Here is a 14,028-nt window from a genome sequence, read left to right as displayed (position 1 = left end):
GCTCATCTTGCCGCGGCCGGCGCCTTCGTCGTCGATCGCACCACCAGCTCCGTCGGCAGGAGCACCCTGGGCACCCGCGGCTTGCGGGAGGCGGCGCCACTGAGGAGTTCGCTGAGAAGTTGCGCGGCCTGGCGGCCTTTCTCGATCAGCGGTTGATGGATGGTCGTCAGCCCTGCACCGGCTGCTTCCGGTATATCGTCGAAACCGACCACGGAGAGGCGATCGGGTACCGCCACACCGCGCTCACGCGCCGCCTGCACCAGCGCGAGCGCCATCACGTCCGACGTCGCCGCCACAGCCGTGAGGTTCGTATGCTGCAGGATCTGTGCTGCCGCCCAGATGGCCGATGCACGATCGAATCCACCAGCCTCGACGATCAACAGGTCGTCAAAGCCGAGCCCCACTGCTTCGGCCGCGTGCAGATAGCCGTCGATGCGGGCTCGCACCACGTTTTCCGTGGCTTCCTGGAAGCGCTGCCTGGTGACGATGCCCTTGATGCCGTCCGGCCGCAACCGGTCGGCCACGATGCCGATCTTCCGGTGGCCGAGCTCGATCAGGTGACGCATCTGGACGATGGCGGACTGCAGATCGTCGATCCCGACGAACGGCACCTTGTCGATGATCGGTGCGTCCACGATCACAACCGGGATGCCCTGCCGGCGCGCGACCTCGATGACAGGATAGCGGTCCGGCAGCGAGTAGGCGATCAGGCCGTCGACGAACCCGCGTACCGCGAGGCTGCCGTTCTCGGCGTCGCCGGCATGATTCGCCAGATCCTTCTGCAGCGGGAAAAGCGCGAGCGCGACGTTCGCGAGTTCGCTGATTTCACCGATCCCGCGCAGCAGACAGGTTGTCGCCGGGTCGGCGAATGCGTAAGGCAACTCGTCCATGATCATCAGGCCGACGGCACCGACCCGCCCGGAGCGCAGGCTGCGCCCGCGTACGTTGGGCCCGGGATAGCCGAGCTTTTTCGCCACGGCGAAAATATGCTCGCGCTGCGCCTCGGATATTTCCGACGGCTTGTTGTACGCATAGGAGACCGCGGGCTGAGAGACGCCGGCGGCCAATGCGACGTCCTTCATTGATACGGCACGCTTCATCGATGGGAAGGCATCCGCCTGTGGACTGGCAATGCCGCATTTTACAGGGATACACGCCAGATCCTTCACGCATTCGATCCGGCCAGCAATGCAATCGCGCTCGCATGAAGCGCTCCGCTCGACGCCGCGACGACATCGCCGGCCGAGCGCTCGCTCAAACGTTGTCCGCGCCAGTCCGTCATCCGGCCGCCGGCCGCTTCGACGATCGGGACGATCGGCAGGAAATCGTGCGGGGCGAGTCCCGATTCAACGACGAGGTCGCACCGCCCGCTGGCCAGTGCCGCGTAATTGAAGCAATCGCCGCCATATCGATGGACGGCGACTCGCGCGACGAGCCGGGCGTATGCCGATTTCTCGTCGGGCGTGAACTTGTCCGGCGTCGTCGTGCACATGCGCGCCGCCGACAGCGGCACAGCCGTGCCGGCAGCCGGCTCGACGTGCGTCGCGGCATCGGTGCTGCTTGCGATCAGCCGCCGTCCGAGAGCCGGCATGTCGATCGCGCCGAGCCATGGTACACCGTCGCACAGTACGCCGACGAGCGTTCCCCATAATGGACTGCCCGTCACGAAGGCTCGCGTCCCGTCAAGCGGATCGATTACCCATCTCCGGTTCGTTGCCCCGCCCGCTCGTCCCTCGATCACGCCGAATTCCTCGCCGACGATGGAATCCAGCGGGTGCCGCGCCTGAATATGGGTGCGTAGTGTCAGCTCGATACGCCTGTCGAGCTCGGTGACGGGCGACGCATCGCGCTTTCGCGTAATGGTGAGCGTGTCATGCGCCACGGCACCGCACAGCGTGCGAGCCAGGTCGCAGAGATCGATCACCGTGTCCCGATAGTACTGTTCGTCGATACTCGACATCGGTCCCGTCATCGAATGTTCCTCATTCCGCTCAACGTTCATCGTCCCGAGACGGGCCGGTCGGGCACACCGCAATACCGACCGGCATGCCCCTTCATACGACGCGTTGTTCGGTCGCCGGGTCGAAAATGAGTGCCTTGTCGGCATTGACGACGAGCTGCATCACGTCCCCAACGCGCCCGACACCCGGCGCAAAGCGGGCCATGATCGATTCTCCCGCGACCGACAACAGCACGAAGTTGTCAGCGCCCGTCGGCTCCACGACGTCGACCGTTGCCTGGAAGCTTGCGGACCCTACGCCTGGCGCGAGCCATTCCGGGCGAACGCCCAGTACGACTTCCCGATCGAGGTAGCATCGTTGCGCGTCGCTGAGCGAGCCCAGCGCGATCTCGAGCGTGTGCCCGCTGCCGTCCCCGCCGATGAACACGGCGCGGGTGTCGCCGCCGCGCAGCACGCCCTTCAGGCAATTCATCGCGGGCGACCCGATGAAGCGCGCGACGAACAGGTTCGCCGGGCGGTCGTAGACGTCTTCCGGCGTGCCGATCTGTTGCACCTCGCCGCCCCGCATGACCACGATCTTCGTCGCAAGCGTCATCGCTTCGATCTGGTCGTGCGTCACGTAGACCGTCGTCGTGCCGACACGCTGGTGCAGTTTCTTGATTTCCGCGCGCATTTCCGTGCGCAGTTTCGCGTCGAGATTCGACAATGGCTCGTCGAACAGGAAGATCTTGGGTTCCCGTACCATCGCGCGCCCCATTGCGACGCGCTGGCGCTGCCCGCCCGACAGCTGACTGGGCTTGCGGTCGAGCAACTGATCAAGCTGCAGGATCGCCGCGACCCGCTTGACCGCATCCTCCTGCTCGGATCGTGATGCCCCACGCACACGCATCCCGAACGTCAGGTTCTTGCGCACCGTCATCGTCGGGTAAAGCGCATACGACTGAAACACCATCGCGATATCGCGCTTCGCGGATTCCACGTCGTTGACGACCGAGCCGTCGATGACGATCTCGCCGTCGTTGACCGGTTCGAGCCCCGCGATCGCATTCAGCAATGTCGACTTCCCACAGCCGGACGGACCGAGCAGCACGAGGAACTCGCCGTCATCGGCATCGATATTGATTTCCTTGAGGCAAGCAACGCTGCCGTAGTTCTTGCGGACATCGCGAATATGGAGAGAAGCCATGATTACCCCTTGACCGCGCCGGCCATCAAGCCGCGCACGAAATACTTGCCCGCCAGGAAATAAATGACGAGCGTTGGAAGAGCAGCCAGCAACGCACCGGCCATATGGACGTTGTACGGACGTTCGCCCGCGCTCGCGCTCACCATGTTGTTCAGCGCAACCATGATGGGCGTGTTCTGACCGCTCGTGAACGACACGCCGAAGAGGAAGTCATTCCAGATCGACGTGAACTGCCAGATCACGGTGACGACGATCATCGGTACCGACAGCGGCAGGATGATGTATCCAAAAGTCGTCCAGAAACCCGCTCCGTCGACCCGCGCCGCCTTCACGAGATCCTGTGGCACCGTCATGAAGTAGTTGCGAAAGAACATCGTCGTGAATGGCAGGCCGTAGACCGTATGAACGAGCACGAGCCCTGCAAGACTGCCCGACAAGCCGAGTACGCCGAGCGTCTTCGCAAGCGGTATCAACACGGATTGATATGGCGTGAAGGTGCCGAACAGGATCACCGCGTAGACGAACTTCGATCCTCTGAAATTGAATTTCGTCAACGCGTAGCCGTTCAATGCGCCAAGAAGCGTGGACAACACGACGGCGGGCACGACGATCAGCACGGTTCGCACGTAGAACCCGTTCAACCCCACGCAGTCGATGCCGACGCATGCGTTTTGCCATGCATCGATCCACGGTTGAACCGTGGGCGCGAGCGGAAAGGACAGAATCGACGTCGACCGGATCTCCGCCATGTCCTTGAACGAAGCGAAGACCATCACGAGCAGCGGCATCACGAAGAAGGCCGCGCTGCCGACGAGGATCGCATAGATCAGCGTACGCGCGGCATAACGCATCGCCGTGCTCGACGGGCGGGACACGCGCAGCGCATGCCGGGTCAGGTCAGAGACTGTCGTTGTGTTCACGCTTGAACTCCGAGTAGAGATACGGGACGGTAAGGGCGATCACGACGAACAGGATCATGACGGAGCTGGCGGCGCCCTGCGCGAGCTGGCCGCGGCTGAACGTCAGGTTGTACATAAACGTCGTCGGCAGATCGCTCGAGAAACCCGGCCCGCCGTTCGTCAGCGCAACGACAAGGTCGAACGACCGCACCGCCTGGTAGATCAGGATCACGACGACGCTGAACACCGACGCGCGCAGCATCGGGATGATGATGGTCAGGTAGATGCGCAGGGTGCCGGCGCCTTCCATGCGCGCCGCCTTGATGATTTCGCCGTCGATCCCGCGCAGGCCCGCCAGGAAGATCGCCATCACGAAGCCCGCGGTTTGCCAGACGGCGGCGACGACAAGCGTATAGACCGCCATCTGCGGGTCGATCAGCCAGTTGACATGGACGCCGGTCATGCCGAGATCCTGCAGCAGCTTTTCCAGTCCGAGGCCAGGATTCAGGATCCACTTCCACGCCGTGCCGGTGACGATCAACGACACCGCCATCGGATACAGATAGATCATCCGGAACGCCCCCTCGCCCCGTACTTTCTGGTCGAGAAAAATCGCGAGCAGTAACCCCAGCACGAGCGAGATCAGCATGAATGCAATCGAGAACACACCGAGGTTCGTCACCGCGACATTCCATCTATCCGAATCCCATAGCCGCGCATACTGCGCAAGACCGACGAAGTCGTAATTCGGCGCGAACTTTGAATTGGTAAACGAGATGACGATCGACCATCCGATGAATACGTAAACGGCGATCAACAGTACGACGACACTCGGCGCCAGCGTAAGTGCCGCCGGGCTCGCGCGTAACCGGCGGCGTCGCGGCCTGAGCGATCCGGCATGGATGCCGCCTCCTGGGGACAAAGACATCTCGAATCTCCGTGTGGTTTCTGCTTTCATGCGCTCCCCCTTCTCCTGATACGGTCACGCGATGCTTGCGGCATCACCACGTGTCATATCCCGATGGTGCCGCTCGTTCCGTGCATGACCGTGTGAGGATCATGCGATCGGTGGCTGGAGTATTTGCCGCTAAAAACACGTGCTCAATTTCGCGGAGCACTCAAAAGAGACGCACAGTGACGCACAAAACGCAGTACACTCGATCATGCGTGAATGCAGTGCGACGGCCCACGCTTCAGATGCCGCACCGATGCGCTTGAAGCCGTAATTCCTTCGGTTTCCATACGGAAAATCCCGCACGGGAATCGGCGAATCGACGCACGGTCGACCGCGCTGCGCGCCGGGTCGCCGTTCATCGCTGGTCCCCTCGATCACTTCTTCAGAAACAACATGGATCGTCAGCACGACCTTTCAAACCTGGCCAGCAATCTGTCGCTGCTCGTGGCGTCTTTCGACTCCATCGCGGATTTCTGCCGGAAGCTGAACATCAATCGTCAGCAGTTCAACAAATATCTGGCGGGCCACCACGTTCCGTCGCAGAAGGTTCTTCTGAAGATCGCCAAGTTTTTTCTGATGGAGCCGGCCGACCTGTTCCGGGCGCCGCCGGAATTCCGCAGTTTTTATGAAGGACTCGAATACGAACTGCCGTTCGATTTGAAGTCCGCACCGAGCTTTCTGCGGTTTCTGCCGCTGATCAAGTCGTCGAGCGCCGCGCTGCAGGATTTTCTCGGGGTGTACTACCGGTACCACAACTCGTCGATCTACAAGGGGCGCATCCTGCGCTCGGTGACGTGCCTCTACGAGCGCGATTCGGTGGTGCAGTACGTGACCGTGGAGCGTTTCCCGTTACTGGATCAGGACGGCAAGGTCGGCTATTCGTTCAAATACCACGGCTTCTGTTTCCTGATGGGAGACCGGATCTTCATGATCGATTTCGAAGGGCGGCAGAAGAACGAAATGACGTTCTCGGTCCTGACGCCTCAACACCGTCGCCCGATTCGCTTCCTGTACGGCGTGGTCACCGGTGTGGCGTCGTCGTCGTTTCGCCAGCCCTTTTCGACGCGAATCGCGTTGAATTTTGCCGACCGCGGACACATGCAAAGGAAGCACCTGCGCAACGCGACGGTACTGCTGCCGTCGGACAGATCCCTGCCTGTGGAGATCCGCGACTACATGACCGGCGATCAATCGACCGTTCTGTGGGGCGGCGAGGGATAAGCAAGTGCCCGGTGGTCCACCGGGTCACCACCGCTTGAACACCGGCGATCGTGTTCGCGCGGCAGGCCGCTCTCCTAGCCTGCGTCGCGCACGACGATGGTGTGCGCCGACAACGCTATCGGCAGAAGCATCGCGGCGATCGTCAGAAGCGAAACCGAAAGCCCCGCCATCTCTCCTATCGCGCCCAAAACGGCCGGCCCGGCAAGCATGCCGGCATAGCCTAGTGTCGCGACGATCGGCATTGCCAGCTCGACCCGCATCTGGCGTTGCCGCGAGACGTGTAAAAAGAACAGCGGGACGATATTGGCCAAGCCGAAACCGACCGCCGCAAACAGCCCGATCAGAATCATCCAGTGTCGCGCGAAAACCAGCGCGACAAGGGCAGCCGCGGTCCCGACCGAACCGGCGACGAGAATCGATCGCACTCCGAATACGCGAGTCAGGCGGTCGCCCGTCGACCTGGCGATCGCCATCGCCAAGGCGAACGCAGCGTAACCGTAGCCCGCACTGGCCTGCGGGAACGCTTTTTCGGTTACCAGGAACACACCGCTCCAGTCGAGTACGGCCCCTTCCGCCAGAAATGCGACAAAGCACAGTATTCCGATCCAGACGATATGCAACGCAGGAAGTGCGAGTCCATGCGCTTGCGAAGCACTAACCCGTCCGATGAAATGCCGACCGACGACACACCAAAGGACTACCATGACCGCCAAGACGCACGCTATCGCCCCGACAGGCGAAATCTGCAGGGATAACAGCGTGCTGACGCCGGCAGAACCGGCGATCGTCCCGACACTGCACCATGCGTGAAATCCCGACATGAGCGGCTCGTCGTGCATACGCTGTACCACGGCAGCCTGCAGGTTCATCGCCGACTCCGTGGCGCCGATACCGAAACCGAATAGAAAGAGACACGCGGACAAGATGTCAGCACGGTCGGTCGACGCGAGTCCAAACAGGCATGCACACGTGATCGGACCAACCAACAGGATGATCCGCCTGCATCCCATGCGCGCGACGGCTGCGCTACCGATGGGCATCGCAACAAGACTGCCCACCCCGAACCACAGCAACGCGAGACCGAAGCCGCTATCGCTCAAGCCAATTCGGGATTTCGCAAGGGGGGCGAGCGGCGCCCACGCGGAAAGAACGAAGCCAAACGAATAAAAGCCGGCTCTTGTCGAGAGGCGTTCCCGGACGCCACCGCCAGACCGGCCACCGACTGCGAAAGTGCTCATGAAATAGACATGTCCTGTCACGCATCGACAACGAAAAATGACCCGACGAGCCCCTTGTCACGAGGGGCCGGCGTCGAGTCATCGCACATCAGGCCTGCAATCGATGACTTCACCCGATAGACGGAATCATCGATGCCGAACTCAGATCTTCAGTGCCGCACTGCGGCCAAATACATGACGCATGACAAAGTAATAGACGAGCCCCAGCACGAGCCAGATGATGCCCATCTTCAACGTGGCGGCCCTCATTGCGACCATGAGTGCAACGATGACGAGAAATCCGATCGACGGCAGAACCACGTGATTCCACGTGTCCTTCGACCTCTTCTTGATCTTGAAGTAGCCGATGACGGAAAGATTGACCAGGATGAATGCAGAGAATGCGCCGAAGTTCTGGAACAAGGCCAGGTCGTCGAGACGATCCTGAAAGACCAGTGCGATGATCAGCGAGATGGACGCAACGAAAATGTTCGCCACATACGGTTGCTTCGATCTGCGGGACAGCCGGGAAAACACTTTGGGAAGCTGCCGGTCGCGCCCCATCGCGAAAATGATGCGGGCGATTGCCATTTGACAGACGATCGTGCACGGTACGCCGAATGCCAGTGCGGTGCTGATGGACGTCATCGCGAATAGCCAGTGGCCGCCTGCGTAGCCCGATATGTCGTAAAAAGCGCTATCCGGCGACAGTACCCTCGCGCCGGGCGCGAGATCGGCGGCAATCCACGTCTGCAGCACGAACAGGATCGCGATGATGACCAGGGATGCCAACCCGGCAAAGCTGGCCAGATGCCGCTTCTCGCTCTTGACTTCCTCTCCGAGCGTCGTGATCGCGTCGAAGCCGAGAAAGTTCGTCGAACCGATGAGGATGCCGGTTCCGAGCCCCGCCCATGTGAAAGTATGGACATTGAAGAGCGAACCGAACGTGAGCCGGCCATGCCCCATGCCGCTGTAAAGCGCAAAGAGACCGACACCGACGAACGCGGCGAGAATGACCAGCATGATCACGAGGAATGCCTGGTTCACTTTCGCGGTTACCGATATACCGACGAGATTCAGAATCGTTCCGAGGCCGACGAATCCGATCACCCAGATGGAACGGGGGATCTCCGGCACCAGGCTGTTCATCGCAACCGCACTGACAACCGCGAGCAATCCCGGCGCGATGATGTAGTCGAGAAACACCAGCCACCCGGCCAGAAAGCCGGCAAGATCGCCGATGCCGTTTTGAGCATAGGTATATGCCGACCCGGCTGCCGGAAATTCCTTGCTGAGTATCTGGTAACTACGGGCCGTAAACATCATGGCCACGACACTCACGATGTATACCAGCGGCACCATACCGCCGCTCACATCGGAGATGATTCCGTAAAGTGCGAATGGCGCAATCGGAAGCATGTACACCATGCCGTAGACGATCAAATCGAGCACACTTAGTTCGCGGCTCAATTTCAAGGATGACTCATTTTTCCCGGCGTTTTTTTCAGGCGGATTCGCACCAGCAAACTCTGCTGACGAAATAGCGGCCTGACTTCCAGATCGGCGCGAAATATGACTTTCCATTCCAGACATCCTTCCACTTCGTTGCTCAAAGCATGATGGGGGCTCGGCCTCCGGCAGTCGCCCTGAGACGGCCACGAGACTGAACAGCGACTTATACGTATAAGTCAAATGCTCTGCGCTTCAAATTTCGCTGTCAACAGACTGAAGGAGAGCGTTTACCCGTAGTGGGTCCGGCAAGTCGAGCGCGGCTAGTCCGGGCGCCCACCGTCACGGGCCACCCTTCTGGCCCCCCGATTGCGGCAGTGCACGGCACGCCGCGTGCGACGCTGAACCCTGTCGCGCCCCAGCACCACAGAATGACCGATTCGGTCACATTAGGGTTTTCATTGACTGAAACGCTCATATATTCATCTAAAATGCGCACATCGATCAGTTTTGTGATTGGACCGAGCAAATAAATTGAAGGATATCGGGCGGCGTGTTTCCCCCACGCGTTGCGCCGGATGACGTGTCCGGCGGTGCAATCCCGACCGCCGGCGCACAGCCTCCGCCGATGTCGACACAACCCATGGAGACGGCAATTCCGCCGGCCGTCCCAGCCGCGATGGAGCAAGCATGTCAATTTCGTTCAAGGGAATCGTTCCCGCGCTGATCACGCCGATGACGGCCGACGAGAACGTCGATGAAGACGGCCTGCGCGCGTTGGTCGACCGGCTGATCGAAGCGGGCGTACACGGCCTATTCGTGCTCGGTACCAATGGCGAATTCATCGCGCTTAACGAAGAAGAGAAGCTGCGCATCGCCCGCATCGCGGTCAACCAGGCCCGTTCGCGCGTGCCTGTGATCGCCGGCACCGGCGCCTATGCGACACGTGACGTGGTCGATTTGAACCGGAAGATGAGCGATGTCGGCGTAGACGCCGTATCGGTCATCACGCCGTATTTCAACGGCGCCACGCAGCCGGAACTCTACGCACACTACAAGCAGATCGCCGACGCGACGCCGTTACCGGTCATGCTCTACACGATTCCCGCGAAAGCGGGCATCACGCTGACCGTCGATACCGTGCGCCGCCTTTCCGAGATTACGAACATTCGCGGCATCAAGGACAGCGGCGGCGACTTTGACCGCCTGCTGCAACTGATCAACCTGCGGCGCGACGACTTCGCCGTCTTCACCGGCACCGATTCGATGATTCTCTGGACACTGATCGCGGGCGGCGACGGCGCAGTGGCCGCGACGACCAATGCGGTCCCGCAGGTCGTCATGTCGATCTGGAACAAGTTCCAGGCTGGCGATATCGCGGGCGCACGCGCCGCACAGGAATCGCTGCGGGCGCTGCGCGATGCGTTCGCGCTGGGCACGATGCCCGTCGTGCTGAAAACCGCCGCACAGATGCTAGGGATGCCTGCCGGCCCCGCGCGGTCACCCGCCCAGCCGCTCGACGCCAGCACCCGGGAACGCCTGGCGCAAGCGCTCTCCATTTACCACGACGCCGCGCGCGGCCACTGAAACGGGTCACCAGCATGACTACCTATCACTTCCAGACCGTCAAGCACATCGTCCACGGCGCCGGCAGCCTCGACACGCTTGCCGGCAAGCTGTCGCTGCTTGATACGCCGGTCGAGCGCATTGCACTGATCACGCAACCTGCGATGGAGAAACTCGGCATCGCCGCTCGCGTGATCGAATCGCTCAACGCGAAAGACGTCGAGGTTCGCATCATTCGCGGCGTCGAGCCGGAGCCGACCATCGGCAACGTCGAGACGGTATACAAAGAGCAGATCGAGCCGTTTGCGCCACAGGCGATTCTGTCGATCGGCGGCGGCAGCGTGCTCGATGCAGCGAAACTGTTCGCGGTGCGGCTGACCAACGACGAACCGCTGCGCAACTGGCTGGGCATCGACCTGATCAAGCGCCCGGGCGTGCCGATGATCCTGGTGCCGACGACGGCCGGCACCGGCTCCGAAGTCACGCCCAATGCGATCGTGACGCTGCCGGACGAATCGCTGAAGGTCGGAATCGTCAGCCGTCACCTCCTGCCGCAGATCGTCATTCTCGATGCGGAGCTGACGCTCGGTCTTCCGAAGCCGATTACGGCCGCAACCGGCATGGACGCGTTCGTGCACGCGCTCGAGTCGTATATCTCGACGAAGGCGAACCCGGTCAGCGACATGTATGCGATGGAGTCGATGCGCCTGATCGGCGCGAACATCGTCGAAGCGTACGAAAACGGCCAGTCGCTGAAAGCACGTGAGGCGATGATGCTCGGGTCGATGTACGGCGGCCTCGCACTCACCGCCGCCGGCACGGCAGCGGTGCATGCACTCGCCTATCCGCTCGGCGGCATGTTCAACGTCACGCATGGCGTCGCGAACGCAATGCTGCTGCCGCACGTGATGGCGTTCAATCTCGATGCGATCGAAGGCCGGCTGTCAAACGTCGCACGCGCACTCGACCTGGCGTCGAAAGCCGATTCCGATCCGGTCGCGGCACGCAAGCTGATCGAAAAGATGGAGGAATGGACGGCGGCCGTCGACATTCCGCAGGACCTGCGCAAGTTCGGCGTGTCCGAGGAACACCTCGACGCGCTCGCGGTCGCCGCATCGAAGGTCAAGCGCCTGCTCGGCAACAACCCGAAGGCGCTGACGCTCGAAGACATGAAGTCCATCTACAGCCGCCTGCTGCCATGAGCGCGGTCGTACAACACGCAGCACGGCTCCTGATCGTCGCCGACGACCTGTCGGGCGCGGCCGATTGCGCGGTGGCCGGATTGCGTCACGGCTTGACGGCGATGGTCCTGCTCGACGCGGAGCGCGCATCGGCGCCTGCAAACGGCATCGACATCCTGTCGGTCGACGTGGACTCGCGCCGCGCGTCGAAGGAAGTCGCAGCCCGACGCACCGTCGCGGCCGTCGAATCGCTGGCGGATACCGGCACGCGCATCTACAAGAAGGTGGACTCCACGCTGCGCGGCAACGTCGCGGCGGAGGTCGCCGCTCTGACGTCGCATCTCGGCATGGCAATCGTGTGCCCGGCCTACCCGGCATCCGGACGCACCACGCTCGATGGACGGCAATGGGTGCGCGGCATGCCGGTCGAAGCAAGCGAATACTGGCGCAATGAAGACATTCCCGGCGACGCCGATCTGGTTGCGATGCTGTCCGCCGAACATCTGCGCGTCGCATACGCGGCAATCGGCACGGTGCGCGGCGAACCGGACGCGCTCGCGGCACACCTGCGGCAGCTGCAATCGGATGGCGCACAAGCCGTCGTATGCGACGCCGAGTCCGACAACGATCTGCGCCGCATTGCCCGGGCCTCCGTCACGCTCGAGCACATCTTCTGGGTGGGTTCGGCGGGCCTGGCGCCTGCCGTCATCGAAGCGCTGGAGCCGCCCCGAGGCATGACGGGCAACGCGGTCGACAGTCAGGATTCGCAAGGTCCCGTGCTCACGGTAGTCGGCAGCATGTCGAGCATCTCGCATGCGCAACTGGAGCGCCTGAAGGCGAACACCGGCACCGGCCTCGTTGCGTTCGAAATCACACTGTCCGCGCTCGATGACCCGCGCAACAACGTGACGACGGCCGTATGCGAGGCCCTTCGTCGCGGCCGGCATGTGGTGGTGTCGTTGAGCCAGGCACGGCGCGGCGACGTGAAGGACGGGCTGCTGTTCTGCAACCGTCTCGCGACCTTGCTGGCGCCCGCCGTGCACTATGCAGGCGGAATCATCGCAACGGGCGGCGAGACGGCGCGCGCACTGCTCACCGCGGCCGGCGCGAGTGCGTTGCGGGTCGTCGGCGAAATCGAGGACGGCATGCCGTTGCTCGAATGCCACCTGCAAGGCAAGACGCTTCCCGTCGTGACCAAGGCGGGCGGCTTCGGCCGGCCCGAGTCGATCCATCACGCCTGGTGTCGGCTTGCGAATGCGCGCAAGACGGCCGACACCGCGCAATCCAATCAGTAAAGGGAACTGCCATGGACAACCGTCCCATTATCGGCATTACCATGGGCGACGCGGCCGGCGTCGGACCGGAAATCATCATGAAGAGCCTCGCGCATGCGTCCGTGTACGAGCAGTGCCAGCCTGTCGTGATCGGCGACGCCGCGCGCTTGCGCGACGCCGGTCGCCGCGCGGGCGTCGATCTCGAGGTCCGCACGGTCACCCAGCCGTCCGAAGGCGCGTTCCGCGTGGGGATCGTCGACTGCATCGACCTCGCGCTCATTCCGGCAGACCTGCCGTACGGAAAGCTTTCTCCCATCGCGGGTGATGCAGCCTATCAATACATCGCCCGCACCGTCGAGCTGACGTCGAGAGGCGAGCTCGATGCGATCTGCACAGCGCCGCTGAACAAGGAAGCGCTGCATGCCGGCGGCCATATCTTCCCCGGCCACACCGAAATGCTCGCGCATCTCACGGGCATCGACGAGGTGTCGATGATGCTGGTCGCGCCGAATCTGCGCGTGATTCACGTGACGACGCACATCGGCCTGCTCGACGCGATTCGCAAGATCGAGCCGGGCCTCGTGCAACGCACGATCGAACGTGCGCACGACACGCTGGTTCGCGCGGGCATCGCAAATCCACGCATCGGCGTGTGCGGGATCAACCCGCATGCCGGCGAGAACGGTTTGTTCGGCTACGGCGAGGAAGAAGAGAAGATCGTACCGGCCGTGCAGCGCCTGCAAGCGCGCGGGTGGGATGTGGAAGGCCCACTGCCGGCGGACACACTGTTCTTCCGCGCGGGCCGCGGCGATTTCGACGTGGTCGTCGCGATGTATCACGACCAGGGACACGGACCGGTGAAGGTGATGGGCCTCGAAGCCGGCGTGAACGTGACGGTCGGCCTGCCCGTTATCCGCACATCGGTCGATCATGGCACCGCGTTCGATATCGCGGGCAAGGGCATCGCCGACGAACGCAGCCTGCTGGAGGCCTTCCGCCAGGCCGTGGATCTCGCCACGCGCCGCAACGAGGCATCGCCTGTCGCCACCGCCGCGTAAGCGGCGCGAGCAAGACACGCATCGACCCGCGAGCGATACCGGCAGACACATGCCGGATCGAT

At 62.3% G+C, this 14,028-nt stretch carries 12 protein-coding genes; 5 read left to right on the top strand and 7 right to left on the bottom strand.

The window, feature by feature from the left end; genetic code table 11:
- Positions 1–2 precede the first annotated feature (2 nt).
- From AC5LXX_RS31320 to AC5LXX_RS31300, 5 genes are all read right to left on the bottom strand, one after another.
- Complete coding sequence (locus tag AC5LXX_RS31320) at positions 3–1,100, bottom strand: LacI family DNA-binding transcriptional regulator (RefSeq protein ID WP_493414006.1); 1,098 nt, start codon at positions 1,098–1,100, stop codon at positions 3–5.
- Between the two features lie 65 nt (positions 1,101–1,165).
- The gene (locus AC5LXX_RS31315; RefSeq protein WP_493414005.1) at positions 1,166–2,107 is read right to left on the bottom strand and encodes an inositol monophosphatase family protein; all 942 of its coding nucleotides are present in this window, start codon (positions 2,105–2,107) and stop codon (positions 1,166–1,168) included.
- Complete coding sequence (locus AC5LXX_RS31310) at positions 2,055–3,146, bottom strand: ABC transporter ATP-binding protein (protein ID WP_493414004.1); 1,092 nt, start codon at positions 3,144–3,146, stop codon at positions 2,055–2,057. The genes AC5LXX_RS31315 and AC5LXX_RS31310 overlap by 53 nt, the downstream gene beginning before the upstream one ends.
- A 2-nt stretch (positions 3,147–3,148) precedes the next feature.
- Complete coding sequence (locus tag AC5LXX_RS31305; RefSeq protein WP_493414003.1) at positions 3,149–4,066, bottom strand: carbohydrate ABC transporter permease; 918 nt, start codon at positions 4,064–4,066, stop codon at positions 3,149–3,151.
- Positions 4,044–5,003 (bottom strand): carbohydrate ABC transporter permease, encoded by a 960-nt coding sequence (locus AC5LXX_RS31300; RefSeq protein WP_493414002.1) that lies wholly within the window; start codon positions 5,001–5,003, stop codon positions 4,044–4,046. The genes AC5LXX_RS31305 and AC5LXX_RS31300 overlap by 23 nt, the downstream gene beginning before the upstream one ends.
- 213 nt (positions 5,004–5,216) lie before the next feature.
- On the opposite strand from AC5LXX_RS31300, the gene AC5LXX_RS31295 reads away from it, so the two are divergent.
- The gene (locus AC5LXX_RS31295) at positions 5,217–6,221 is read left to right on the top strand and encodes a helix-turn-helix domain-containing protein (RefSeq protein WP_493414001.1); all 1,005 of its coding nucleotides are present in this window, start codon (positions 5,217–5,219) and stop codon (positions 6,219–6,221) included.
- 74 nt (positions 6,222–6,295) lie between these two features.
- Here the strand turns inward: AC5LXX_RS31295 and AC5LXX_RS31290 are convergent, their stop codons facing one another.
- Together AC5LXX_RS31290 and AC5LXX_RS31285 are read right to left on the bottom strand one after the other, a co-directional pair.
- A complete protein-coding gene (locus AC5LXX_RS31290; RefSeq protein ID WP_493414000.1) occupies positions 6,296–7,459 on the bottom strand; it encodes an MFS transporter in 1,164 nt (387 codons plus the stop codon).
- A 141-nt stretch (positions 7,460–7,600) separates the two neighbouring features.
- A complete protein-coding gene (locus AC5LXX_RS31285) occupies positions 7,601–9,022 on the bottom strand; it encodes an APC family permease (protein ID WP_493413999.1) in 1,422 nt (473 codons plus the stop codon).
- Between the two features lie 555 nt (positions 9,023–9,577).
- Between AC5LXX_RS31285 and dapA the strand changes: the two genes are divergently transcribed.
- The 4 genes from dapA to pdxA are packed head-to-tail and all read left to right on the top strand — an operon-like array spanning position 9,578 to position 13,966.
- Positions 9,578–10,474 carry a 4-hydroxy-tetrahydrodipicolinate synthase gene (gene dapA, locus AC5LXX_RS31280; RefSeq protein WP_493413998.1) on the top strand — a complete coding sequence of 299 codons (897 nt, stop codon included), beginning with the start codon at positions 9,578–9,580 and terminating at the stop codon, positions 10,472–10,474.
- 14 nt (positions 10,475–10,488) lie between these two features.
- A complete protein-coding gene (locus tag AC5LXX_RS31275; protein ID WP_493413997.1) occupies positions 10,489–11,655 on the top strand; it encodes an iron-containing alcohol dehydrogenase in 1,167 nt (388 codons plus the stop codon).
- Complete coding sequence (locus tag AC5LXX_RS31270) at positions 11,652–12,929, top strand: four-carbon acid sugar kinase family protein (protein ID WP_493413996.1); 1,278 nt, start codon at positions 11,652–11,654, stop codon at positions 12,927–12,929. Before AC5LXX_RS31275 ends, AC5LXX_RS31270 begins: the two co-directional genes overlap by 4 nt.
- Positions 12,930–12,940: 11 nt before the next feature.
- Positions 12,941–13,966, top strand: a complete 1,026-nt coding sequence (gene pdxA / locus AC5LXX_RS31265; RefSeq protein WP_493413995.1) for a 4-hydroxythreonine-4-phosphate dehydrogenase PdxA — start codon at positions 12,941–12,943, stop codon at positions 13,964–13,966.
- Positions 13,967–14,028 lie beyond the last annotated feature (62 nt).

The organism is Burkholderia torrens, assembly GCF_984668525.1.
The sequence above is the reverse complement of the archived record's forward strand: the minus strand, read 5'-3'. Positions and strand labels throughout refer to the sequence as shown.

What these genes read in the sequence shown, in the direction of transcription:
- AC5LXX_RS31320 (WP_493414006.1), bottom strand. Translation starts at nt 1,100, where the DNA reads ATGAAGCGTGCCGTATCAATGAAGGACGTCGCATTGGCCGCCGGCGTC.
- AC5LXX_RS31315 (WP_493414005.1), bottom strand. Translation starts at nt 2,107, where the DNA reads ATGCCGACAAGGCACTCATTTTCGACCCGGCGACCGAACAACGCGTCG.
- AC5LXX_RS31310 (WP_493414004.1), bottom strand. Translation starts at nt 3,146, where the DNA reads ATGGCTTCTCTCCATATTCGCGATGTCCGCAAGAACTACGGCAGCGTT.
- AC5LXX_RS31300 (WP_493414002.1), bottom strand. Translation starts at nt 5,003, where the DNA reads ATGAAAGCAGAAACCACACGGAGATTCGAGATGTCTTTGTCCCCAGGA.
- AC5LXX_RS31295 (WP_493414001.1), top strand. Translation starts at nt 5,217, where the DNA reads ATGCAGTGCGACGGCCCACGCTTCAGATGCCGCACCGATGCGCTTGAA.
- AC5LXX_RS31290 (WP_493414000.1), bottom strand. Translation starts at nt 7,459, where the DNA reads ATGAGCACTTTCGCAGTCGGTGGCCGGTCTGGCGGTGGCGTCCGGGAA.
- AC5LXX_RS31285 (WP_493413999.1), bottom strand. Translation starts at nt 9,022, where the DNA reads ATGGAAAGTCATATTTCGCGCCGATCTGGAAGTCAGGCCGCTATTTCG.
- dapA (WP_493413998.1), top strand. Translation starts at nt 9,578, where the DNA reads ATGTCAATTTCGTTCAAGGGAATCGTTCCCGCGCTGATCACGCCGATG.
- AC5LXX_RS31275 (WP_493413997.1), top strand. Translation starts at nt 10,489, where the DNA reads ATGACTACCTATCACTTCCAGACCGTCAAGCACATCGTCCACGGCGCC.
- AC5LXX_RS31270 (WP_493413996.1), top strand. Translation starts at nt 11,652, where the DNA reads ATGAGCGCGGTCGTACAACACGCAGCACGGCTCCTGATCGTCGCCGAC.
- pdxA (WP_493413995.1), top strand. Translation starts at nt 12,941, where the DNA reads ATGGACAACCGTCCCATTATCGGCATTACCATGGGCGACGCGGCCGGC.